Source organism: Bacteroidota bacterium, from assembly GCA_019637975.1.
GTDB lineage: Bacteria > Bacteroidota > Ignavibacteria > UBA10030 > UBA6906 > CAADGV01.
Map to the genome: position 1 here is coordinate 19,489 of JAHBUR010000033.1, position 22,453 is coordinate 41,941.

General features: G+C 51.6%; 21 protein-coding genes. 5 read left to right on the plus strand and 16 right to left on the minus strand.

The window, feature by feature from the left end:
- Nucleotides 1–48: 48 nt before the first annotated feature.
- A complete protein-coding gene (locus KF749_15360; GenBank protein MBX2992529.1) occupies nt 49–1,335 on the minus strand; it encodes a GWxTD domain-containing protein in 1,287 nt (428 codons plus the stop codon).
- A gap of 26 nt (nt 1,336–1,361) precedes the next feature.
- On the minus strand, nt 1,362–2,717 hold the full coding sequence (rimO, locus tag KF749_15365) for a 30S ribosomal protein S12 methylthiotransferase RimO (protein ID MBX2992530.1): 1,356 nt from the start codon (nt 2,715–2,717) through the stop codon (nt 1,362–1,364).
- Between the two features lie 198 nt (nt 2,718–2,915).
- Here rimO and KF749_15370 point away from each other — a divergent pair, with 198 nt between their 5' ends.
- The 4 genes from KF749_15370 to KF749_15385 all read left to right on the plus strand — a co-directional run bounded on the left by KF749_15370 (nt 2,916) and on the right by KF749_15385 (nt 8,821).
- The gene (locus tag KF749_15370; protein ID MBX2992531.1) at nt 2,916–5,093 is read left to right on the plus strand and encodes a BatA domain-containing protein; all 2,178 of its coding nucleotides are present in this window, start codon (nt 2,916–2,918) and stop codon (nt 5,091–5,093) included.
- Nucleotide 5,094: 1 nt separating this feature from the next.
- Entirely contained in the window at nt 5,095–6,477 is a 1,383-nt protein-coding gene (gene hflX, locus KF749_15375; GenBank protein ID MBX2992532.1) for a GTPase HflX, read from the plus strand.
- Between the two features lie 140 nt (nt 6,478–6,617).
- Complete coding sequence (locus KF749_15380) at nt 6,618–7,883, plus strand: hypothetical protein (protein ID MBX2992533.1); 1,266 nt, start codon at nt 6,618–6,620, stop codon at nt 7,881–7,883.
- Between the two features lie 152 nt (nt 7,884–8,035).
- Nucleotides 8,036–8,821 (plus strand): inositol monophosphatase, encoded by a 786-nt coding sequence (locus tag KF749_15385; protein MBX2992534.1) that lies wholly within the window; start codon nt 8,036–8,038, stop codon nt 8,819–8,821.
- Nucleotides 8,822–8,864: 43 nt separating this feature from the next.
- On the opposite strand, the gene KF749_15390 is transcribed toward KF749_15385, so the two are convergent.
- The 9 genes from KF749_15390 to KF749_15430 form a co-directional block, all read right to left on the minus strand.
- Nucleotides 8,865–9,302, minus strand: a complete 438-nt coding sequence (locus tag KF749_15390) for a (2Fe-2S)-binding protein (protein MBX2992535.1) — start codon at nt 9,300–9,302, stop codon at nt 8,865–8,867.
- 29 nt (nt 9,303–9,331) lie between these two features.
- Complete coding sequence (locus tag KF749_15395) at nt 9,332–9,790, minus strand: CBS domain-containing protein (GenBank protein MBX2992536.1); 459 nt, start codon at nt 9,788–9,790, stop codon at nt 9,332–9,334.
- A gap of 217 nt (nt 9,791–10,007) precedes the next feature.
- On the minus strand, nt 10,008–11,339 hold the full coding sequence (locus KF749_15400) for a thymidine phosphorylase (protein MBX2992537.1): 1,332 nt from the start codon (nt 11,337–11,339) through the stop codon (nt 10,008–10,010).
- A gap of 33 nt (nt 11,340–11,372) precedes the next feature.
- Nucleotides 11,373–12,014: an HAD-IA family hydrolase gene (locus KF749_15405; protein ID MBX2992538.1), complete on the minus strand. Its 642-nt coding sequence runs from the start codon at nt 12,012–12,014 to the stop codon at nt 11,373–11,375.
- A gap of 3 nt (nt 12,015–12,017) precedes the next feature.
- The gene (locus KF749_15410) at nt 12,018–12,197 is read right to left on the minus strand and encodes a hypothetical protein (protein ID MBX2992539.1); all 180 of its coding nucleotides are present in this window, start codon (nt 12,195–12,197) and stop codon (nt 12,018–12,020) included.
- Nucleotides 12,198–12,199: 2 nt separating this feature from the next.
- Nucleotides 12,200–12,745, minus strand: coding sequence for an NUDIX hydrolase (locus tag KF749_15415; protein ID MBX2992540.1), 546 nt, complete (start codon nt 12,743–12,745; stop codon nt 12,200–12,202).
- On the minus strand, nt 12,745–13,833 hold the full coding sequence (locus KF749_15420) for a mechanosensitive ion channel (protein MBX2992541.1): 1,089 nt from the start codon (nt 13,831–13,833) through the stop codon (nt 12,745–12,747). Before KF749_15420 ends, KF749_15415 begins: the two co-directional genes overlap by 1 nt.
- 9 nt (nt 13,834–13,842) lie before the next feature.
- On the minus strand, nt 13,843–14,451 hold the full coding sequence (gene pyrE / locus KF749_15425; GenBank protein MBX2992542.1) for an orotate phosphoribosyltransferase: 609 nt from the start codon (nt 14,449–14,451) through the stop codon (nt 13,843–13,845).
- A gap of 187 nt (nt 14,452–14,638) precedes the next feature.
- Nucleotides 14,639–15,802, minus strand: coding sequence for a sigma-54-dependent Fis family transcriptional regulator (locus tag KF749_15430; protein MBX2992543.1), 1,164 nt, complete (start codon nt 15,800–15,802; stop codon nt 14,639–14,641).
- A 192-nt stretch (nt 15,803–15,994) separates the two neighbouring features.
- On the opposite strand from KF749_15430, the gene KF749_15435 reads away from it, so the two are divergent.
- Nucleotides 15,995–16,975, plus strand: a complete 981-nt coding sequence (locus KF749_15435) for a glycosyltransferase family 2 protein (GenBank protein MBX2992544.1) — start codon at nt 15,995–15,997, stop codon at nt 16,973–16,975.
- 34 nt (nt 16,976–17,009) lie between these two features.
- Here the strand turns inward: KF749_15435 and KF749_15440 are convergent, their stop codons facing one another.
- The 5 genes from KF749_15440 to KF749_15460 all read right to left on the minus strand — a co-directional run bounded on the left by KF749_15440 (nt 17,010) and on the right by KF749_15460 (nt 22,450).
- The gene (locus KF749_15440; protein ID MBX2992545.1) at nt 17,010–18,701 is read right to left on the minus strand and encodes a sugar transferase; all 1,692 of its coding nucleotides are present in this window, start codon (nt 18,699–18,701) and stop codon (nt 17,010–17,012) included.
- Nucleotide 18,702: 1 nt separating this feature from the next.
- Nucleotides 18,703–19,053: an STAS domain-containing protein gene (locus KF749_15445; protein ID MBX2992546.1), complete on the minus strand. Its 351-nt coding sequence runs from the start codon at nt 19,051–19,053 to the stop codon at nt 18,703–18,705.
- Nucleotides 19,054–19,056: 3 nt separating this feature from the next.
- Entirely contained in the window at nt 19,057–20,289 is a 1,233-nt protein-coding gene (locus KF749_15450; protein MBX2992547.1) for a SpoIIE family protein phosphatase, read from the minus strand.
- Between the two features lie 119 nt (nt 20,290–20,408).
- On the minus strand, nt 20,409–21,320 hold the full coding sequence (locus tag KF749_15455) for a methyltransferase domain-containing protein (GenBank protein MBX2992548.1): 912 nt from the start codon (nt 21,318–21,320) through the stop codon (nt 20,409–20,411).
- Nucleotides 21,321–21,364: 44 nt separating this feature from the next.
- Nucleotides 21,365–22,450 carry a WecB/TagA/CpsF family glycosyltransferase gene (locus KF749_15460; GenBank protein MBX2992549.1) on the minus strand — a complete coding sequence of 362 codons (1,086 nt, stop codon included), beginning with the start codon at nt 22,448–22,450 and terminating at the stop codon, nt 21,365–21,367.
- Between the last annotated feature and the right edge of the window lie 3 nt (nt 22,451–22,453).

Here is a 22,453-nt window from a genome sequence, read left to right on the forward strand (position 1 = left end):
AGTATAGACATTCTCCTTCTGAAGGTCAATAAGTAGTCCGGTGCGCCGTTAGTTTCGCAGCCGCCGTTGTACTTCCCAGATTGGCGTTGTGAGACGGTAGTCGCCGAAGCCCGTCTGATCAACAAAAACAAATGAATGATTCAATTCGTAGTACGACCAGACCTCGTATGGTTTCGACCCGGCATCAAATGGATGACGGTCAACATTGCTTGGAGTCCCGAAGATAATGTACACCATCCCCATATCCGTTCGCCAACCGTCTGTGTAATGCTTGAAGTACTTGTTGGCATATTCGACGCGGGCGTAGTGTTCCTCCATTTTCTCGTTACGAGTCGTGTTCGGATTCGGGTCACGCTTCTTCCAAAACTCGATGAAACGCGTTTGTTTTTCCTCGGGGGTTGTCGCCTCTTTGATGTAGGAAAGTTCCTTATCCTTTGCAATATACACGAGTTGGTCAATGGCCACATCAATGTCCTGAATTGTCTTCGGCAACCCTCCCCAACGCACAGTGATTGATCTGCTGGTGGAGGCAAGCGAACTGTCACGCGATGAAGTCGGAAATGCCTGGACGTACAGCCTGTAGTCGCCAATCGGAAGTGATGATTGATCGACGCGGAGAAAGACCTGGTTTCTTCCGGGGGTAAGAGGAACAAGTGAGTCCGCCTTCAGCATCTCCGCGTTCTTCTCTGAAAGAATCGTGATAACAAATTGTGCCGAATCGAGAATCGAATCATTGTACGCTTCAAAGAAAAGATGCATTGAGCCGCCGATGTTGCCGACATTTGGGGAAATGCTGGGTGTAATGCTCCTCTTGTCCCCGCTTTGAGCAAGTCTGCCAATGAGCATAATGTCGCTCAAATGCAAGCCCGGTTGAGTGAAGTCGGAAACCGTCAACTGTTTTGCGACCCGTCGCGTGACTTTGCTTTCCAAGTCACGATACAGAACGGAGATTTTGTACAGTCCCGGTGGAAGATCAATCGAACGGCGGATGATACTGAAAGAAGAGGGCGAAACGGATTGTTCAAAACTCGGCGTCGTGACATTTTCCGTCCAGAGTCTCTCGACAACCAACGCATTCGCGGAATCGTACAGCGCTATGGTCATCTCATACGAAGCTGTGAACAGATCGCTTTGTTTCACGAAACTCAATTGCTCGTACGCTATAGCGGCGTACACATCAAGACGGCTCATAGCGGATGTTGTTGACGCAAAACTGATGGCATCAACATCGAACGCTGGGATGATCTCTCCTGTCGGTTTCCTTGAGATTTCCACTTGCGCCTGTGCTTGGGCAAGCACGAGCATCCCAGCCAAAACAAGAGCCGGTAATTTCATAAAGCCTCCTTGTCAATCACACTTGGTCATTGAGTTGTTTTCCCCCGATGGTGTGATATACTCCTGCCCGACCCGGACAACTCCCCCATATTGATGTCATTCGCAACACATGCATACAAATCATACTCAGAAGCACTTTCAATTGCAACGTCGCAGAAGCTGCCGATCGCAAGATGCCCGCTGTTCCTCACGTACACTTCGTTATCAATCTCAGGGGCGTCGTGCTCCGTCCGCCCGACAAACAAGCTGCCCTCCTTCCTGTCGATCAGGACCTTCTGCATACTGCCGACCAGCCGGGTGTTTTTTTCCTCCGAGATATTCCGCTGCAGTTCCATCAGCAGCGATTTCCGTGTTTCCTTTTCCTTCGGTGAAACGGGATCGCCAAGCCCGTGCGCAGCAGTACCTTCCTCAACGGAATACGTAAACACGCCGAGCCTGTCGAACTTCACTTCTTTCACAAAATTCAACAATTCATCGAACTCTTTGGTGCCCTCGTTCGGGTAGCCGACGATGAGTGTGGTGCGGAGGGCAATTCCCGGAACCCTGTTGCGAATCTCATCAATCAACTCACGCAAAGCACGCTGCGACATCCCGCGTCGCATCGACTTCAGGACGTCGTCCGAAACATGCTGAATGGGCATGTCAAGATATTTGCAGATATTCGGATGCCGGGCAATTACATCAAGAACTTCTTTCGGAAATTTCGCCGGGTAGGCGTACATCAGCCGCACCCATTCGATCCCCTCAATATCCGCAAGAGCATTCAACAACGCCGGAAGCCTCCGGGAACTGTAATTGTCAAGCCCGAAGTAGGTTGTATCCTGCCCGATGATGACGAGTTCTTTTACGCCTTTGCGCGCCAGAAGTTCACCCTCTGCAACAATCTCCTCAACGCCACGGCCAACGTGTTTTCCCCGCATCACGGGTATCGCACAAAATGAACATGGATTGTCGCATCCTTCGGAGATTTTCAGATAGGCGAAATGCGACGGGGTTGTGAGCATCCGCTCGCCCAACAGTTCGTACTTGTATTCCGCCCCCAGTTCTTTGAGAATACCGTTCAGATTGTTGGATGAACCGAAGAACTTGTCAACCTCGGGAATCTCTTTCTGCAAATCCACCATGTAGCGCTCGGTGAGACAGCCCATTGCGTAGACTTTCTTCAACTTGCCTTTTGCTTTGCGCTGAACATTCGCAACAATCATGTCGATGGATTCTTCCTTGGCAGCATCAATGAAGCCGCAGGTGTTGATAACAGCAATGTCGGCTTCTTCAATTTCCGCCGTCACTTCAATGTCATTCAGTTGAAGTTGCGCCATCAGCTTCTCCGAATCCACGATGTTTTTTGCACAACCCATCGTGATGACATGCACTTTTTGCATCGTAATGCCCAGAACCGCTCTCCTTTTGAGAATTTTATGTGCAAAAGGATACGGAGATTTCGTGAAAACTCAAAGAGAACTCCGGGACGTGAAAGAAAAGGCATATTTGCATCTCTCCCGAGTTTTGATGTAATTTTTTTGAACGGCGGAAGAATAATCCGCTATTGAGATTAGATTTCGAGGGTTTGCCGGGATTTCATGACGTTCTTAAATCCGCTTTTGCTTTTCGGGCTGATCGCTGCTGCCATTCCCATCATCATCCATTTGCTGAATCTGCGGAAACTCAAGACTGTTGAATTCAGCACGCTGCAGTTTCTCAAAGAATTACAGAAAACCAAAATGCGGCGGGTCAAAATCCGCCAGTGGCTGCTTCTCGCACTGAGAACACTGCTCATCATCGCTGTGGTGATGGCATTCTCGCGTCCTGCAATGCGGGGATCGCTTGCAGGATTCGGCGGCGCCACGACGGCAAAAACAACGCTGGTGATCCTGCTGGATGATTCTCCAAGCATGAACGTCAGAAACGAACGGGGTACATTCTTCGCTCAAGCGAAAGAAGCCGCGAGCCGGATTCTTGATGTTGTTAAAGATGGAGATGAACTTCACTTCGTCACGCTGTCGAGTATTCGTCACGCACCAACGATCAACGCCGCCCACTCGCCCGCTCCGATACGAGCTATGCTGGAACAACTGACACCCTCGCAGGAAACGTTTCCGTTCCGGGATGCGTTGGGCGTTGCCGCGAAGCTGATCAGCGAGTCAAAGAACTTCAATCGTGAAGTGTATCTGATAACCGATGCGCAGGCAACGCAGTTTGCACAAAGGGGACGGGCCGACACTACGGATTTGTTTGATGATCACGTCAAACTGTTTCTTGCAGATGTCCGCAGCGGCTCAACAACCCGTATCGACAACGCGGGAATCACTTCGGCGGAGATTAGTTCAAAAATAGTTACGCAGAACAAGCCGCTTACTATCAAAGCGCAGGTTCAGAATGCCGGATCATCGGCGTTACGGAATGCGGCACTCAGCGTGTATCTCGACGGCTCCCGCGTGTTTCAGCATTCGATGGATATCGAACAAGGCGGGATCGAGACACCCGCGCTTTCCGTCGTTCCGAAACGCAGAGGAATCATCAAGGGCTATTTGCGGCTCGAAGATGATGCTTTCGAGGCCGATAACATCCGGCACTTCGTCGTGAATGTTCCCGACATCATTCGCGTGCTTGGTGTCGGTGCCTCCACCGCCGATACGCGGCTTGCCCACCTTGCATTGACACTGGACCGGGATACAAGCGTCGCTGGACTCTTTGCCGTGGAACAAATCACGGAAACGCAACTTTCCTCTCATGATCTGAACAAGAGTGATGTTCTTATTCTCAGCGGCGTACGGGATTTCTCAACCGGAGAGGCTGATCGCATTGCCCAGTTTGTCAACGGCGGCGGCGGATTGATGCTGTTCGCCGGGAAGGACATGAATATCAACAACTACAACGACGTTCTCTTTCCCAAACTCGGCATGCCGAAAATGTTGCCGCCGAAACTTGTCGGAACAGCAGATCAGCCGGTGTCGGGCTTTCTTTCCTTTCAGAAGATCGAATTCGAGCATCCTCTGTTTGCCGGGCTGTTTGAGCAGCAGCAGGAAAGAACAACTCAGCCCGCTGTCGAATCACCAAGAGTCCTGCGCACGCTTGTTCCGCAGGCCGGAACAAAGGGACACACGATCATTTCTCTTTCCGACGGCACCGGTTTCCTGACCGAGTATCAGCACGGAGCAGGCAGGATCCTTCTCTTTTCCGTTGAAGCCGGATTGACGTGGTCGGATTTTCCACTCAAAGGAATTTTCGTTCCTTTGCTGTACCGTTCAGGCTTGTACCTTTCTCAAGCCGAACCGCCGTCTTCATCCACAGCGGGAGATGAAATCACGATTCACTTGAGGCTCAGGAATCGGTCGGATAAAGACGCATTTGTGCTGCGTTCTCCTTCAGGAATCGACGAGCGAGTTGTGCCGCAGTTCATGACGCAAACAAGTACAGCATCGTTTTCATCCACCGCTTCAGCCGAAGCAGGTATGTATGAACTGAGAAAGCTTGCAGGTGAAAAAGAGGGCGAGTTGCTTCATGCAGTCCCGGTCAACATCGCATCCTCGGAAACCGACCTGACGCACGCAAGCGACGAAATCGTGAACGCATTCTTCGCGAGCGTCGGTTTGAAGCCCGAACAAGTCCGCCGGCTATCCGGCAACGACAAGATTGACACTGTTGTGCTGGAATCCCGCTTCGGTATCGAATTGTGGAAGTATTTTGTCGGATTGGCATTGTTGTTCGCGTTGATCGAAATGGCTATCGGCCGCGAGTCAAAAGAGCAGAAGATCTAGTATGCGTGCAAAAAGTTTCGAGCGAAAAACCGACATCAACCTGATTGCCACGGCCGAGAAGGAACGTGCCGTACTTATCGGCGTCACAACACGTTCCCTCTCGGACACGCTGCGGGAAAGCGAGCTGAATGCCGACTACGGCCTCGCCACCGACCGCAGCCGGCGGGCAAACGCGTTGCGAAGCCGCGTGGAGGATTATCTTGAAGAATTGGAACTGCTTGCCGAATCGGCAGGTGCGGAAGTTGTCGGGACGTTGATTCAGGAACGGCAGAGCATTGACCCTGCATATTTCATCGGCAGCGGAAAAGCCCGGGAACTTGGTGATTTTGTTGAGAAGGAAAGGATCAATCTCGTCGTATTCGATGATGATCTCTCGGCGGTTCAAGTCCGCAATCTCGAACGCATTATCAAATGCAAGATTGTTGACCGCAGCGGCATCATTCTCGACATTTTCGCTTCGCGAGCCAGAACGAGAGAAGCAAAAACGCAAGTTGAACTTGCACAGCTTCAATACATGCTGCCCCGCCTGACGCGGCAATGGACTCACTTGTCGAAACAGTTCGGTGGCATCGGTACGAAGGGACCGGGCGAAACCCAGATTGAAACCGACCGCCGCGCCATCCGCACGCGCATCAGCCATTTGCGGGAGAAAATCAAACACATCGCCAAGGAACGGAAGGAGCAACGCAAAGGGCGGGACAAACTCCCCCGCGTCGCACTGGTCGGTTACACGAACGCCGGAAAATCGACGCTGCTCAACTGGTTTTCCAACGCCGATGTGCTGGTGGAAGATAAGCTGTTCGCAACGCTCGATTCGACTGTACGGGCGGTGAGTCTTTCTCCGGCACACAAGATTCTTCTTTCCGATACTGTCGGCTTCATCCGCAAGCTGCCGCATAATCTTGTCGCGTCGTTCAAGAGTACGTTGGAAGAAGTCGTCGAGTCCGATATCCTGCTTCACGTTGTCGATATCAGCCATCCGTTGTTCGAGGATCAAATAGAAGTGGTGAACGACACACTCGAAGAACTGCAAGCCGCGAACAAACCGACGATTATCGTGTTCAACAAGATTGACAGACTTGAAGACCGGAGTATTGTTTCGCTTCTCGGCAAACAGTACCCGAATGCCGTTTTTATCTCCGCATCGCGTAGCATCAATCTCGGCTCGCTGCAAACGAAAATCATGGAATTACTCGACGCTAATATTGCCGAGCAGACGATGACGTTCAGCCAACATGATCATCGCATCATTTCACAGATCCATGACATGGCGGAAATTCTTGAGAAAACGTACGAAGGTGACGGAATCACCATCCGTTTCAGAATGAATAATATCCACGCAGACAAGCTGAAAAAGGCGCTGGCAAAACGAAATCTCAATTGAATTTCCAGTCTTTTGTGCGTACTATTCTTTTGCCCCTTACCACAAACATCGGAGTGCGTAACCTACTCTGACCTTTGCTACTGTTCTTTGTATGAACGTCAAAGAACGTACCTTTCCTCACACCAATCGCGGAGGTCGCCATGCGTTTCATCCTTGTTCCTTTTATCCTGATTTCAATCTTCCCTGTTGCGTTGCATGCACAGGGCGAAACCGCCGTACCGTTCCTCCTCATTTCGCCGTCGCCTTCGGCAAATGGAATGGGGAACATCAATACCGCAATCGTCTCTTCTGATCCAACAACAACCATTATCAACCCGGCACAATTGGGAATGTTCGGGCTGAATAACTTCCTGGCTGTATCAACGTTCTCAAACAAAACTGCCTTGCTCCCAAGATTCGAAATCAGCGATCTGACGTACGACGTTTGGGCTATTAATGCGGGATACAATCTGAGGGAATTGCTGGACGCCCCTTTTCCGATTGGAATCGGATTCGGGTATTCGAAGATTAACCTCAATCTTGGCACGTTTATCAGAACCAATCCAAGCGGATTGATTATCGGGAAGTTCCGGGCTGCCGAACAGGCAAACCAGTTCTCCGTGGCGTTCGGCGCGGAATATTTTGTCCGGGTAGGCTTGGGATGGAATTTCAAAAGGGTCGTCTCGGATCTCGGCTCGACCAGTACAGGCGGCTTCGGGCGTGCTGAACCGAAAGCAAACGACTTCGGATTGCTTCTTCAGGCTCCTGTGATGGACATACTGAAAAAAGCAGGAGTCGACAACATTAGCCTTGCCCCCGGCATTGAGCCGGTTGCCGACCTGACGTTTGGCTATACGCGCAACAACGTGAGTAGCAGGCCCGTGACGTATGCCAACCTCACTGAATCGGATCCGATGCCCCGCAGTACCACCATCGGCATCAGCACTGAAATCGGCGTGAAGATGAGGACTGAATCAACTGATCTGAGACTCCTCACGTTCACATTGGCACGTGGAGCTGAAGACTTGCTCGTGTTTCGCAATCAGGATGGAACGTTCGGATACCAATCAGGTTTGGGAGATATTTCATTCTTCAAGCATGTCATTGGCGGCCGGCTCTCCGACAACGAACGCCCTAACATTCACAAGGGTTGGCAGTTGAATTTCAGCGAGATAGTCTATCTCCGCGGCGGCTCGTTTACCGAATCCCCCAACTTCGGCGCGAGAAACTTCTCAACTTCGGGATTTGGACTTCGGCTCGGCGGCTTGTTAAAGCTCATAGGAGCAATCATCCCGGTACTGTCGGATGAACCGGTATTCTCATTCATTGCGCATCATGTCGATTTCGGATATGACCATGCAGAGTACAACAACCATGAAGTATTGGGCGGAACAACATTCAACTCCATCACATTCGTCGTGCGATAAGTTGTTCTCGTCGGACTGAGAGAGTAAGACTGAAAGAATAAGACTGAGAGAATAAGACTGAGAGAATAAGACTGAGAGAATAAGAGGGATGTTCAACGGAACATCCCTTTTTGTATCTTGTAACAGAACTGAGCACAAACAACGGAAGAATCATGCTGACCATCGCCATCGAAGCCGCAAAAGAAGCGGGCAAGTTTCTCAAATACAACGTCGGGCGTGTCAAGAACATCGAGATGAAGAAAGGCGAGGAACGCAACCTCGTCTCCGAAATCGACAAGGGGTCGGAAGAACGGATCATCGGCATCATCAAACGACACTACCCCAATCACGCCATCCTTGCTGAAGAAAGCGGCGCCAGTCCCGACTTGTCGGGATCGGACTACAAATGGGTGATCGACCCCCTTGATGGAACGACAAACTTCCTCCACGGCCTCCCTATCTTTTGTGTTACCATCGGCATCGAGTACAAAGGAGAGATTGTTGCAGGCGTTGTGTACGATCCGAATCTTGAAGAGCTGTTCACCGCCGAAAAAGGCTCCGGCGCATTCCTGAACGGTAAACGATTGCGGGTAACTTCTTCAACAACACTGATTGACAGTCTGCTTGTCACAGGTTTTCCGTATGACATCGCAGAAAATCCCGATAACGCTATCGGGCATTTTGTGAATTTTCTGATGGAGGCGAGGGGCATCAGGCGACTCGGTTCTGCGGCGCTTGATTTGTCGTACGTGGCGGCGGGAAGATTCGACGGGTTTTGGGAAGTGAACCTGAATCCGTGGGACATGGCTGCGGGGATACTCTTCGTGCGGGAAGCGGGCGGGCGCGTTACGGACTTTGCAGGCAACGAATCAACGATCTACAACAAACAGGTACTCGCCACCAACGGCATCATTCATGATGCGATGCTTGCGGTGCTAAGCAAGGGATTCAGCCGATAATCCAACCGGTACCGGAATCCCGACGAGTTCAAACGCAACACGCTCAGAAAATGTGAATCATATCCAGCAGTAAAAACATGAACATCGCAGCAAGAACAAGTCCGAAAAACGACGCAATGCCGATGAGCGCAAGGCGTTCTTTGGTTTTCTTTTCGTCGACCGTGCGGGGAGGGCGCGTCTTAACGACTATATCGCCCGTGACATTAGTTTGGCAGGCTAAACGCAGATTCTTGTCCACAGTCTTTGCAATGGCAAGATTGCCCGCAAGTGTCGCTTCTTCATCCTGGCCGCGGGGAGAAGCCCCTTTGCCGTCAACAACTTCTACGGCACACGTTCCGCAGAAATTATTACCGCGGCAGTTCAGCAGAATATCAAGTCCGCGATACGGCGAGACGTTGACTTGCTGCATGAGTGTGCGAAGATTAGTGTTGGGTTCTACGTCGAATGAACGGTGTTCGTTGAAGAATGTTACGACAGGCATGGTGGTGCGGCTCCGGATGTTGTGGTGGATTATCGTTCGTATTTCTTTTCCATGCCCGCGGGAACGTGGAACATGTAGTGGTTCAGGAATTCGATCTTGTCATCCTTTTCGTGAATATCCACCTGCAGCAAGTCACGCAACGAAATGAACCCGACCAGTGCCTCGCCCTCTACAACAGGAAGATGACGGCAGCTTGCTTGCTTCATCTTCTTCAGACAATCTTCGTACGTTTCGTCGGATTCTGCCACCACGATGTTTGTCGTCATCACGTCGGCCACCCGTGTCTGTGCCGGAACGAGGTTGCGCACGACGACACGGTTGATCACGTCCCGTTCCGAAAACACGCCCACCAACCGTTCCGCGTCGACAACAGGCAACGCGCCGATATTGTTCTTTGCCATGTATTCGGCCGCCATTTGCACCGATGCATCCTTGTCAATTGTTAGCAACGGGCGATGTTCAAGCAATTGTTTTATGATGGATGTCATGGCGAAATCCTCGTTGATATAGTGTATGAACAGTAAACAGTCATGAACTGAATTCGTATCAACTCAACAGATTACGACGACGGATAGAAATCAAGAGAAGTGGCCCTGTTCCCGAACCGGACAACCGACCTGCGACACGGGAGGAACCGACAATTCTGACGATGTGGCTACGAAGAAAATAGCTTAGAATCGGTAGAATGTCAACAAGGCAAGCCGACTAAAAAGGCCACCGCTTGACTCCACCCTCATCAATGTAAGAGGCAACTGTTGGCGGCGGCGTCACCGGGCGGTCGCCTATTTCGATCATCGCCGACAACCTGACGGCTGCAACATCCAGCACGTTCGATTTGTCTGTCCAGAATGTTGCGAGCAGATCGCCCTCTTCCACCTTGTCTCCTGCCTTCTTCGTGAGAACGATGCCCGCCTTCGGATCAATCACGTCATCAAGCTTTGTGCGACCTGCGCCTAGCTCAATCGCCAGCAACCCGATATCCATCGTTGCGAAGCCGGTGATATACCCTCCCCTTTTGCTGCGGACTTCCCGGCCATGGGCTGCCCGAGGATACGATTCCGGAGTTTCAAGATAAGAAACATCGCCGCCCTGCCGCTGCACAAGTTCAAGGAATTTATCGTACGCCTTTCCCGATGAGATCGCGGACTTGCATTTCTCAATCCCTTCGTCGATCGAGTCCGCCTTTTTGCCAAGCCAGAGCATTGCACCTCCCAGCACGAACGTTACCTCCATCAAATCCGGAACGTTCTTCCCCTTCAGGCATTCAACCGATTCAAGCACCTCAACCCAATTCCCGATGTTGCATCCGAGAGGCTGGTTCATGTCGGTGATAAATCCGATCGTCTTCTTCCCCATCGAGTTGCCGATGGAGACAAGTGCCTCTGCGAGTTTCACCGAGTCATCATACCGTTGCATGAAAGCGCCATTGCCGGTCTTCACGTCCAAGACAAGAGCGTCAATTCCTTCTGCAAGCTTCTTGCTCATGATGCTGCCGGCAATGAGAGGAATTGATTCCACGGTTGCCGTCACGTCTCGCAACGCATACATTTTCTTGTCTGCCGGAGCGATTTCTTTCGTCTGCCCGATCAGCACGAGGCCTGTTTCCGCAATAACGTTCTTGTATTCATCAATACTCAAGTCCGTTCGGAAACCGGGGATGGACTCGAGTTTATCCAGCGTGCCGCCTGTGTGTCCGAGGCCGCGGCCGCTGATCATCGGCACGGGCACGCCGCACGCGGCAACCATCGGAGCAAGAACCAACGACACCTTGTCGCCGACGCCGCCGGTAGAATGTTTGTCCACTTTCACACCGGGAATCATCGAGAGGTCAACGACAATTCCGGAGTGCAACATTACCTCGGTGAACGTGGCACGCTCTTCCACCGACATCCCGTTGAAGTACACTGCCATAAAAAAGGCGGACATTTGATATTCGGGAATAGTACCGCTGACGAACCCCGTGATGAACGAATGCAGTTCATCCTTCGACAGCGAGCCGCCGTTGCGCTTCTTGCGGATGAGTTCAACAGGTGTCATACCTCACTCCGACCTTGTGAAGTAAAGAAAGAATTACACGAGCGACAGCAATTGCGGAAAGCTGTCGATGAGATAATCGGGATTGTACCGCCGCAGTTGTTCAGGGGATAGCGAACCGTATGTGACGGCACAAGTGGCAACGCCGGCGTTTTTTCCGGCAAGAATATCATTATCGGTATCACCGACCATCAACGTTTCGTTTGCGTTCCACTGCTGGTCGGTGATGATCAAATTGACGATGAACGGATCGGGTTTGTACGGAATGCCGTCACTCCCCTGCAACTGAACGAAGAGTTCGGTGATGCCGAAATGATCGGTTGCCCGACGGATACCCTGTCCCTTTTTGGTTGAAGCAATCGCCATTCTCTTTCCCTGCAAATGGAGAATCTCGAGAGTCTCACGAACACCCGGAAAGAGCTTTGTCGTTTCGAGAGATCTGGGCCGGTAGTAATCGGAGTACATTTGAGCCGCCTCGGGAATGCGATCATGCAACTCAGCCGGAAGAAGCGTGGAGAACGTCTCCTCCAGCGTTTTACCGATGTACGGAAACAGCATTTCTTTGGGGACATTGTGCACGCCCAGTTGGTGCAGCACCCACACTTGTGCGCCCGCTATATCGTGTTTGGAGTCGGTCAGTGTTCCGTCAAAATCGAAAATGAGATTGTTAAAACCCATTTCTCAACACTCCACTTTCACGACAAACCGGCGTTTGCATTTCTCGCATTCCAATTCCACTGTTACCCAATTATTCCGTTCGTAGTATGAGATTTCCGCGAGCTCGCCGCCGCATACCTGCACAATGCACGATTTCAGATCGAGCCGATATGTTCTGTTTGAGGGATACGACGAGCGTTCCACTGCTATACCTCCCGTTCACGATATCGTTGGGCAAGCAACAACCCGATGATGGTTTTGCTATCTTTCAGTTCGCCGCGTTCCGCCATCTTCACGGCATCTGAAAGAGGAAGGAAATGAACTGTCATGGAAAGCTCGCCCTCCTCGCGCTTGTGCCCGTCTTCGGCCTGATGCAAATCCGTGGCAAGATAAATATGCAGCTCTTCATCACAGAATCCCGGCGTAGTATAGATGGATGTCAGCTTGTGCAGCGATGAAGCAAGCCAGCCGGTCTCCTCTTCGAGTTCACGCCGCGCGGCAGCCGCGGGATCCTCGCCCTTGTCCAGTTTTCCCGCCGGCAATTCCAGCACGTGTACTCCAAGAGGATAGCGAAGCTGGCGCACCATCATTACCATTCCGCTATCGAGCAGGGGCACGACAACGGCGCCGCCGGGATGACGGGCTATTTCCCGGACACCCGTGTTTCCGGACGGATATTCAACCTGATCCACTATCAGGTCGAATACTTTTCCCGTATACAACACATCACGCTTGAGGCGTTTCAGATCCATCAGGAGGAGGCTTTCATGTGAACGACACGCTGAGGAAACGGAATCTCGATATTGTGTTTGTTGAGTGCTTCATAGATTTGTTCCCGCAGGTCGCATTCAGCTTTGTATCGCTTCGTAAAATCCGATGCGCGGGCAATCAGGGTGAACTCAAGCGCCGAGTCGTTCATGGCTGTCAAGAATACATCGGGCGGAGGGTCGGCTAGAATATCGGGGTGATTTCGGGCAATATCGAGAAGAATCGACCGCACACGCGACGCTTCTGTTCCATACGCAACGCCCACCTTGACAATCGCCCGCATCTGATTGTGCGGATAGGCGAAATTCACGATACGGCCCTTGACGAGTTCTGCGTTGGGCACGACAATCACGTTGCTGTCAAAGTTCATGATCAATGTGGAGCGCAACCCGATTTGCTGCACGTCGCCAACCTGCCCCGTCGGCAGCTCAATCCGGTCGCCCACGCGGAACGGCCGGTCGGCAAGAATGACAAAGCCGGCAATCATGTTCGCCAGTGTATCCTGAGCAGCAAGCGCCACGGCAAGGGAGCCGACGCCAAGCGAAACGAGCAGACTTCCGATGTTAACGTCAAAATGGTCGAGAACAATAATCGCCGCCACCAACCCCACAATCAACCCGACAATCTTGGTCGCCAACGGACCTAACGTTCGCTTGAGCTGGGAAGCATCATCCGACACGCGGTCAAGCGACCAGTTGATCAACACACGGAGTATGCCGAGAATCACTCTGACAAGAACGAAGATACCGGCAAGATACACCAGTGTATCGGCGTAGCCGAGAATCTGCAACAAGGTGACATCGCCCGCATTTGTTGCTTTCCGGATCTCCTGAAGCCCGATGTGCAGCCCGAAAATGACCATCATTGACCTGACATTCCGTTGCAATGTCGCAACGACCAGGTCGTCAAGTTCAGTTTCTGTTTTGGAGAACACCTTCCGCGCGAACCAGCCCATCGTTCGCTTCACGAGCGATGAGAGGAACGTAAACACTACAACAATCACTACTGCAATAATGCTGTGGTAGAGCAGCGTGTTGTTCACGATATGTTCCAACCAACCGGACATTTCCATATTCCCTGCTTACAATGTTGTTGCCTGTGCCGCCGCATTGCCGCGGCTGCCGGGTTTTGTGACGGGAATGCCCTGCGTGCACATCGGGCATCCTTCCTGCTTGTATGCAACAACCTCCATGTAGAGCGTCGCAAACTGGCCACCCCCGGCCTCTGTTTCAAACTTCACCGTGCCGCCGCTCCGGTCAACAATGTAGCCGACACCGGCGACAAGCCCGCGTTTTTCTTTCACGATTTTGATGACTTCATGAACCGAACCGCCCGTGGTAACGACATCCTCGCACACCAACACGCGTTCGCCTTCAGCAATGTCAAACCCGCGGCGTAGTTGCATGGTGCCATCCTTTCGCTCGGTGAACATTGTCCTGATCCCCAGTTGACGGCCGACTTCCTGTCCTACAACAATACCTCCGAGTGCAGGGGCAACTACCGCATCGAACCGGCCTTTCCCGAAATGGGCGGCAATTGCACCGCACAATACTTCGGCGTGATTCGGATACTGGAGAACTTTGGCACACTGAAAGTATTGGGAACTGTGAAGTCCTGATGTGAGTTGGAAATGCCCCTCAAGCAGCGCCCCTGTTTGCTTGAAGAGGGAAAGAACTTCGGCTTGATTCATGCGTTGCGAATTGTTCGGAATTGTAGTTGCGGCAATTAGTTTGGATGAAACCATTGGCAATATACGAAGGATGGTTATGGATTTGCAAGAAAATGGCGGAGAGTCATCTGACATCCCCAAGAAAGAAAAATGGTGAGCTTCTCACTCACCATCGTTTCCCGAATTCTTCATGAGAGATTTCCGGCCTTTAGTTCAGCACTCCCTGCCGGTGAATAACGATGTCTTTCTCGCGAATCGTCCCCTGCGCCTGCGTCATTGCTGCACGAATCACATTGCGCAATTCACGCACGTTGCCCGGCCACGAATGATTGATCAGTTTACGAACAGCGCCCGGCTCCAATCCCGACACCGAAAGGTTAAATTCCCGGTTTGCCTCTTCAACAAAGTGAGTGGCCAGAACGGGAATATCGTTGTCACGCTCGCGCAGTGCCGGCAGCACCACCTCGTATTGACGGATAAGATCATACAACTGGGCATTGAATTTCCCCTGCCGGCTCAGCAGTTTCAAATCAGATGTCGTTGAAGCAATTAAATGTATATCGCACGGAACGGGGGCTCCTCCGTACCGGGGTTTGAATGTTTTTGTTTGAATAATACTCAGGATAGCCTCTTGCGCAGGCAAGGCAAGCCAGTCAATTCTGTCGAGATAAAGAGTTCCGAGATTTGCCTCCTCAATCTTGCCGATTTTCCGCGGTGCAACAGGCTTCCCGTCGCCGAAGAGCTCGGTTTCCATAATGCTTGGCGGATATGCCGCGCAATCAAACACTACCATCGGCTTTTCTTTTCTGCGTCCCGAGTGGTGTACAGCCCACGCAGCCAAGTCCTTGCCTGTCCCGGGTTCTCCAACAATCAGCAGCGGTTTGTCGTATGCCGAAATTTTTTGCAGCATTTCAACAGCGGCGGCCATCGATTCGCTTTCGCGAATAATGCTGTTCATGGAAAACCGCTTGTTGATATACTCCTTGAGATAGCTGAGTTCTTTTTGGAGAGTCTTGTTCCGTAAGGCAGATTCAATTTTGTAGGTTATCTCATCGTTGCTGAGGGGCTTCTGCAGGTAGTCTGTTGCGCCCATACGAATGGCACCAACCGCGGAATCCACCGAGCCGTAGCCTGTAATCATGATAACAATCGCATCCGGATCAAAGGAAACCACCTCTTTCAGCACCTGCAGGCCGTCCATTCCGGGAAGCCGTAAATCAAGGAGAAGTACAGAAGGCAATTCTTCCATATACTTCACCACCCCTTCTTCACCGCTGAGCGAGTAGGTTACATCATAGCCTTCAATTTCCAGAACATCCTTCAAGATGGCGCAGATTGCATCGTCGTCATCTATAATCATGACTTTCGTCATTAGAAGCCCTCGTGCGTGGAATAACGAAATAGGGGAGAGAAACTGCGAGCCAATATAACCAAAGAGGTGAAGTACTGCAAGAAGGAACCCCTGAAATCACCGTTTCATGTGTGCAATCTCACGGATTGCATCTTTATGCACAAACGACTATACTGGATTGAGATTGTCCCCGGACAGCCGTCAACAGAACTCATGTACTCCATCGTAATCCCAATCTACAACGAAGAATCGACTCTTCCCGAGTTGCGCAACAGGCTGGTAAACGCTACTGCGTCCCTCGACTCGGAATTTGAAGTTATTTTGATAGATGATGGAAGCGTTGACAACTCGTTCGAGTTGATGAGGGAAATCCATGCCCTCGATGGCCGTTTCAAGATACTCCGGCTTTCGCGCAACTTCGGCCACCAGATTGCCATTTCGGCGGGAATGGATGTGGCACAGGGAGATGCCGTTGTTCTCATGGATGGCGATTTGCAGGACCCTCCCGAGCTTCTTAGCCAGATGGTTGCAAAGTGGAAGGAAGGCTACCAAGTCGTTTATACTGTCAAGAAAAGCAGAAAAGAGGGGCGCCTCAAACGGTGGGCATTTACGGCCTTCTATCGAGTTCTCTACGCAGTCTCCTCAATCCGAATCCCGATGGATGCCGGAAATTTCTCGCTTCTCGACAGGAGGGTTGTCGAGGTTCTCCGACAGATTCCTGAGCGGCACAGATACATCAGCGGATTGCGTGCCTGGGTTGGCTTCAAGCAAATCGGAATCGAATACGACCGCGGAGCCCGTTTTGCCGGCGAGCCTCAAATGTCTATTGGGAGGCTGTTTTCGCTGGCTTTTGACGGGATTTTCTCGTTCTCGAACATTCCGTTACGATTCGCCACGTTCGTCGGATTTGCGGCAGCGGCGGTTTCGTTTGCCGGCGGGTTGCTTGTCATCTATGAAAAGCTCTTTACCGATAAGGCGATTCTCGGGTGGGCTTCGACAATTGTGACTATGACGTTTCTCGGCGGGTTAACCCTGATGACTCTCGGCATCATCGGCGAGTATATCGGCAGGATCTATGACGAAGTGAAGCAGCGGCCCTTGTACATTATCAGCGAAGCACTCGGATTCGAGCAGAAGAATATCACATCAACGCCGCGTAGTGTTGCCCCCTTGATCGAGATCAGGTCAAACTAACACACTCCCGCGACACAGCATACGGGGTTCTGCATTATTCGTACGATGCCGCTTCTTCCTGCGGAATTGGACGATACTCACGATGCACTTTTTTCGCTCCAATGAACCGCCACACAAGCCTCCACATTCCCCTCCACAAAATTCCCATATCCATCCAGAACGACCTGTTGACAGCGTAGAATCCCTCGGAGATAATCTGTTCTTCCTCGGTTGTTTCGTCAACTTCGTTTGTATCAAGAATGCTGATAACTCCCCCCTGACACTTCAACCGGGTACGCCGGTACTCTTCGGTGATGGAGAATGCAATCTCGGGATCCATCGGCCTGTTCCCGACAATCATGATGTCGCCTTTCATGACATTCAGAAGGTTGCCGATGCGGGAGATGAGGTGCGGCAGTTTTGTCAAGGGGTCGGGGTTGTGACCGACGGGACGCTTCGTAAGGTCGGCGGGCCCGATATAGACAAGATCAAAAACACGCAAGCGGAGTTTGCCGAATGCAAGCTGATGCGGATCGGGGGCAATGCGTTTTACGCGCGTAATGAGGGGAAACCTGAGAGAAACCATTAGAACAAGGAACAACACGGCAAGTAGAGGGATCAGGAGCAGAAACAAGACCAACGCGATGAACCTGTTCGAGAGCAGATAAAATCTGTACCCTCTCTTCGGCTGTTCAATTTCGAGAGCGGCAAGCTTGTCTTCAATCGTCAGAAAAGATTCCCTCTTTACATCAATCATCATGTTGCCTTGCAATATCGCTTCGCTCACATGAGTCTGCGGTCCGACGAACGTACTTGAGAGAACGACGGCATTCTGCAGTTTGGCCCCGACATCCACCATCACGTCGTGTCCGATAATGGTTCCCTGACCGAGGTTTACCCCTTTGCCGATGCGGCACCGATCGCCAATGACAAGAGGTGCCTGAAACGCAACGTGGCTTGATGAGCTGACGCCCTTTCCAATCCACACACCGGGCTGTAACTCGATTCCGGGAATGTTGATGCCGGGATACTTTCGCTCGAGAATTTCCTTCTGAACATCAAGGTATGGCTTCCAACCGTTAATCCGCATCAGCGGCCCTTCCGTTTCGAGGCCAAACAGATTTAGGGCGACATTTTGGCTGGCGAGCCAGCATGCCTGCAGAAGGTTGTAACCGGCAACATCCGGCAGAAGTTCAATCACTTCGGGCTCAAGGAAGCAGATGCCGGAATCGACCATTTGCAGATTGCCGACAAGATGCATACGGGTGCCGACCGAATGAATCCGGCTGTACTCGTCGAATACGACGGTGAGGCCTTGAACAGCTTCCCGTGTTGCCGTGCAGAGGAATGTGGCATCGGCCCGTTTTGACCAATGGAACTCCAACGCTTCACGCAGGTCAATATCTGTGACAATATCTGACGAGATGATAACGAGGGTTTCATTCTCAAAGAGATGCTTCATATGCCGGAGGGCATTCACAAAACCGAATGGCGGACGCTCGAAATGATAGGCAATTGTTGCGCCCCACCGGGCGCCATCGTTAAAGTACTCTTCGACACGATTCGACATGTGGTTACAGCTCATCCTGATGGTCTTGATACCATGTCGGACAAACCACTCAACCTGATGCTCCATAATCGGTTTGTTGACAATCGGAAGCAGCCCGACAGGGACCTGGTACGTCAGCGGCTTGAACGACTCGGAAACAGCCGAAGGAAGGATAATACTTGTGACATTGTTCTTCATGTTACCGGCGATGGGCTAGAATGTCCTTGTATGCAAGTTCTTCCGATTCATACATCTCAAACACATTGTGCAGGTTCATCAATTTGAACATCCGTCCGATTTCAGGGCGCAGATCAACCAGCGCAAAGAATCCGTTGACCGATTGCATATGCTTCCGGGCATTCACCAAGGCCCCAACACCGGAGCTGTCAACAATCTTGATTTCCCGCATATTCACGATAAGAATCGGACCGACTGCGGCCGGCAAAGCTTGCACAAGTCTCAGAAATTCATCGGCATTTTCAAGTGTCAGCCGCGGACCGGGTTCTATCACGGTCAGTCCTTTCTCCGTAAGTTCTCGGATGGAAATCATGGCTTACAGTACCTTGGTCACGACCAGAGTGAGATCATCTGTCGGAGCAAGCGAGTTGAATCTTGCAAGATCGGTTTTGACACAATTGAGAATCTTTTCCGCAGTCTCGACCTTGCCTCGTTGCACAAGATGTATCAACCGTTCCTCGCCATAGGCTTCGAGCTTCTTGTTGCGATGCTCCGTGACGCCGTCAGTGAAGTACACCACAACGTCGTCCGTTTGAAGCTGCACCGAATGTTCGCTGAATCGCTGCACCGGATCGACGCCGATGAGTGTTCCATCAGAATACAACCGGATCGCATCCTCGCCATCTCCCCGAATGACGATCGGAGACACATGACCTGAACCCGTGTACGTGAGGATCTTTGTCTCCGGATCGAACAACGCATAGAACATTGTGAACAACTTGCGGGATGACACCGCCTTCTTGTGCAGGATGGTGTTTATCTTCGTCATAACAGCCGAAGTTGACGGAGTCTCACGCGTCAGAAAATGCGTTGTGGTGCGCAGCAGGTTTCCGAACAGCGCTGCCGGAACTCCTTTCCCTTCTACATCTGCAACAACAATTCCCATCTTCCTGCCTTCAACAAGGATCAAGTCGAAATAGTCTCCTCCAACAAACTCAGCCGATTGCGTGTATGTTGCAATAGAAAGTCCACACGAATGCGATGGAGGGATGGAGGGAAGAAGGCTTTGCTGAACGGCGATTGCATGACTTATTTCATGTTGGTGCGCAACATGTTGTCGCCCCAAGGAAGAAGAAGAGAGTTTCAACCCGAATATGGCCGCAAGCTGATTCGATAGTGCGTGAAGCCCTGCCCTGTCCGAGGGGAGAAGCCGCTGGTCGGGTCGATCGAAGGCAATCAGCCCGATCGGTGCGCCCTGCCAGATTAAGGGAGTAAGGAGGAGCCCGTTGGCATAATGGGTGCGACGACGCTGTTCCGAAGCAAGTACAGCGAAAACCTTCTCTCCCCGTTCGCGCACAGAACGCTCAAGGCGTTCCACAGCTTCGGAAGCATGGAGATGCTTCGTGTACAGTAAATCGGAGGAAACGGCAAAAAGTCCGGCATGTGCCTCAAGAACAGGCAACAAGTCATCGAGTACCTCACGCATAACGGCGTACCCGTCATTGAGCCCGTTCACTTTGTCGGAAAGCTCAATAAACGCCCGCCCCTTGTTCAGCCGTGAGGAGGGAATACTGTGGTGAACCGCTGAAGACTCTTGAACAAGGCTCATAATTGCACCTCGTTGCATTGCACATGTATTTGTGGTGAATTGCCGGTTCTCATGTCCATTCACAAGAGAACCCTCTTGCCCGGCTTTGGCACATGGCGATGCCGAAGCGAGCACGCGGTTTATTTTGAATAAACAAGTTTGAGTGTCAGGCATGAAAGATCGTCATGATTGAATTCCGCAAACGATTGTGACACCTTCAGGCCATTAAGTTCAATACGCTCCGAGTTCTCCTCGACCAACTTGAATCCCGAATCTGCAAAGTACTTCAACCACTCCGGACGCTGTATGCGGTTGAAGTATTGGACATCATTCTGAAAGCAGAGGCGCCACACCGTGTTGGAATACCGCAGGTAGTTCTTGTTGTACGGCATGGTACTGTCATACAACGTCAGGTGATCGCCAAGATCGACAAGATGAATTGCCAGCCCGCGGGGATTCAGAACGCGATGACATCCCTTCATGAACTCCGGGATGATTTGTTTCTCCACATGCTCGAGCACGGAACAGCTGAAAATCAAGTCAAAGTAACCGTCGGGGAATTGTTCAAGGGAACCAGTCGGGCTGAGCACGTACTTGTGTCCAAGCAGCATATATGCTTCTTCAAATGTCGTCGCCTGAAGTACCTTGTCCAGCAGGCCGTGTACGCGTACCTTTTCTACATCCGTCATCGGAATGGTCTGATCGACGATGTCAGAAAATTCCTTGAAGTATTGATGAAACGCCGGGAACTGACGGTTATCCCACACGTCGAACAAGTATACTTCCACGTCATAGAAAAGGCGGAGAATCGTGGACTCCCAATGCAGCCATCCTGTTCCCAACTCCAGAAGCCGGTCTCCGTTTTTGACTGCGTTATGTTTGCGCACCTGACTGATTATCTCCCGGGCACGATCGACGTACACTTTCGGCAATCCTGCCGTAGCTCTCCTTTTTGCGCCAACCGTATTTCCAAGGTGGCGGTAGATTTTTTTTGTTTGACCGGAGGCAGAGAAAAGCTTGAGCGCTCCTGCGGCAATCATGTAACGAACCATTGAGAATCCCCTCTAATAGAGTTCAGTGTAGCAAAACAGTGAGTTTATGTAGTCCCCCGAATACGCTGCCAGAGTGTAATGATAATGAACAGTGGATTGCCAATCAGGTATCGCTTTGCGAGGCGGCGCGGTTCCATGCGAAGTCTCCACAACCACTCGATCCCAAGTTCGCGCCATGCGACAGGCGCACGGGGAATCCGTCCGGAAAAAAAATCAAATAATCCTCCTACAGTGACTACTGTGGTATTACTCGCAGCCTTCAAGTGTTGCCACGCCCAGCGTTCCTGCAACGGGCTTCCCATCCCGACAAGCACAAGACACCTGCCGATTGTTTTTACGTGTTCCACAATTTCTCTCGATGATGCGTCGTCCAGGTAACCGTGATGGATATACGGAATGCGAAGTCCGGGCGTATCGCGCATCAGGTTCCGGGCGCATTGTTCGGCAACGCCCGGCTCCCCGCCGATAAGAACCATCGGAAGGCCTTTCTCCGCGGCTGCCTTGCAGAGAAGAGGAAGCAAGTCGGTTCCGTTGAGGTTATGACGCAAGGAAATACCGAGAAGCGAGCCTGCAATGCGAACACCAATACCATCGGGCAAAACCAGATCGGCAAGTGTCAATTGACGAGCAAAATCGGAATTGAATGCCGCAAGATTGAGCGCATGAGGATGAACAATATACACCATGCGCGCTTGCTGTCCGTTGTGTGCTTCAGTTATTGCCGTTAAGGCTTCGTCTATTGTGATGTTATCAACATAAGCGGAGACCACACGGGGCCGGGGCAAGGAGCGTAATCCACTCCGAGGCGCCAGCACACGCGCTATCATTGAGCGTATCAGCACTGCAATTTTGCTTCCTATCGATTGGTTGTCGAGCAACCGCTGCTCCTCAACCGCCATATCGCCGTAAGGTATGCCCAGATACACACGGGCTTCAACCGGCGAAACCCAGCCCCGCGGCCTTCTTGCAGAAACGCGTGCCCCTACGAGCGGCGACTTCCTCACCATTACATCGCGAAGGCGGGCACGAGGCAGCAAGCCATAGCTGTCGCGCGGCTCCCCATCTTCCATTCCCGTTCGAGTCGGATTCAGCAACTCGTCTATTTCTGTTTCGGCTGGACTCTTTCCCACCGC

Bases quoted from the DNA above. Each gene is read 5' to 3' on its own strand.
- KF749_15370 (MBX2992531.1), top strand. From the start codon at position 2,916: ATGACGTTCTTAAATCCGCTTTTGCTTTTCGGGCTGATCGCTGCTGCC.
- pyrE (MBX2992542.1), bottom strand. From the start codon at position 14,451: ATGAATCAAGCCGAAGTTCTTTCCCTCTTCAAGCAAACAGGGGCGCTG.
- KF749_15435 (MBX2992544.1), top strand. From the start codon at position 15,995: ATGTACTCCATCGTAATCCCAATCTACAACGAAGAATCGACTCTTCCC.
- KF749_15400 (MBX2992537.1), bottom strand. From the start codon at position 11,339: ATGACACCTGTTGAACTCATCCGCAAGAAGCGCAACGGCGGCTCGCTG.
- hflX (MBX2992532.1), top strand. From the start codon at position 5,095: ATGCGTGCAAAAAGTTTCGAGCGAAAAACCGACATCAACCTGATTGCC.
- KF749_15360 (MBX2992529.1), bottom strand. From the start codon at position 1,335: ATGAAATTACCGGCTCTTGTTTTGGCTGGGATGCTCGTGCTTGCCCAA.
- KF749_15380 (MBX2992533.1), top strand. From the start codon at position 6,618: ATGCGTTTCATCCTTGTTCCTTTTATCCTGATTTCAATCTTCCCTGTT.
- KF749_15420 (MBX2992541.1), bottom strand. From the start codon at position 13,833: ATGGAAATGTCCGGTTGGTTGGAACATATCGTGAACAACACGCTGCTC.
- KF749_15445 (MBX2992546.1), bottom strand. From the start codon at position 19,053: ATGATTTCCATCCGAGAACTTACGGAGAAAGGACTGACCGTGATAGAA.
- KF749_15430 (MBX2992543.1), bottom strand. From the start codon at position 15,802: ATGACGAAAGTCATGATTATAGATGACGACGATGCAATCTGCGCCATC.
- KF749_15385 (MBX2992534.1), top strand. From the start codon at position 8,036: ATGCTGACCATCGCCATCGAAGCCGCAAAAGAAGCGGGCAAGTTTCTC.
- KF749_15415 (MBX2992540.1), bottom strand. From the start codon at position 12,745: ATGGATCTGAAACGCCTCAAGCGTGATGTGTTGTATACGGGAAAAGTA.
- KF749_15405 (MBX2992538.1), bottom strand. From the start codon at position 12,014: ATGGGTTTTAACAATCTCATTTTCGATTTTGACGGAACACTGACCGAC.
- KF749_15440 (MBX2992545.1), bottom strand. From the start codon at position 18,701: ATGAAGAACAATGTCACAAGTATTATCCTTCCTTCGGCTGTTTCCGAG.
- rimO (MBX2992530.1), bottom strand. From the start codon at position 2,717: ATGCAAAAAGTGCATGTCATCACGATGGGTTGTGCAAAAAACATCGTG.
- KF749_15390 (MBX2992535.1), bottom strand. From the start codon at position 9,302: ATGCCTGTCGTAACATTCTTCAACGAACACCGTTCATTCGACGTAGAA.
- KF749_15450 (MBX2992547.1), bottom strand. From the start codon at position 20,289: ATGAGCCTTGTTCAAGAGTCTTCAGCGGTTCACCACAGTATTCCCTCC.
- KF749_15395 (MBX2992536.1), bottom strand. From the start codon at position 9,790: ATGACATCCATCATAAAACAATTGCTTGAACATCGCCCGTTGCTAACA.
- KF749_15455 (MBX2992548.1), bottom strand. From the start codon at position 21,320: ATGGTTCGTTACATGATTGCCGCAGGAGCGCTCAAGCTTTTCTCTGCC.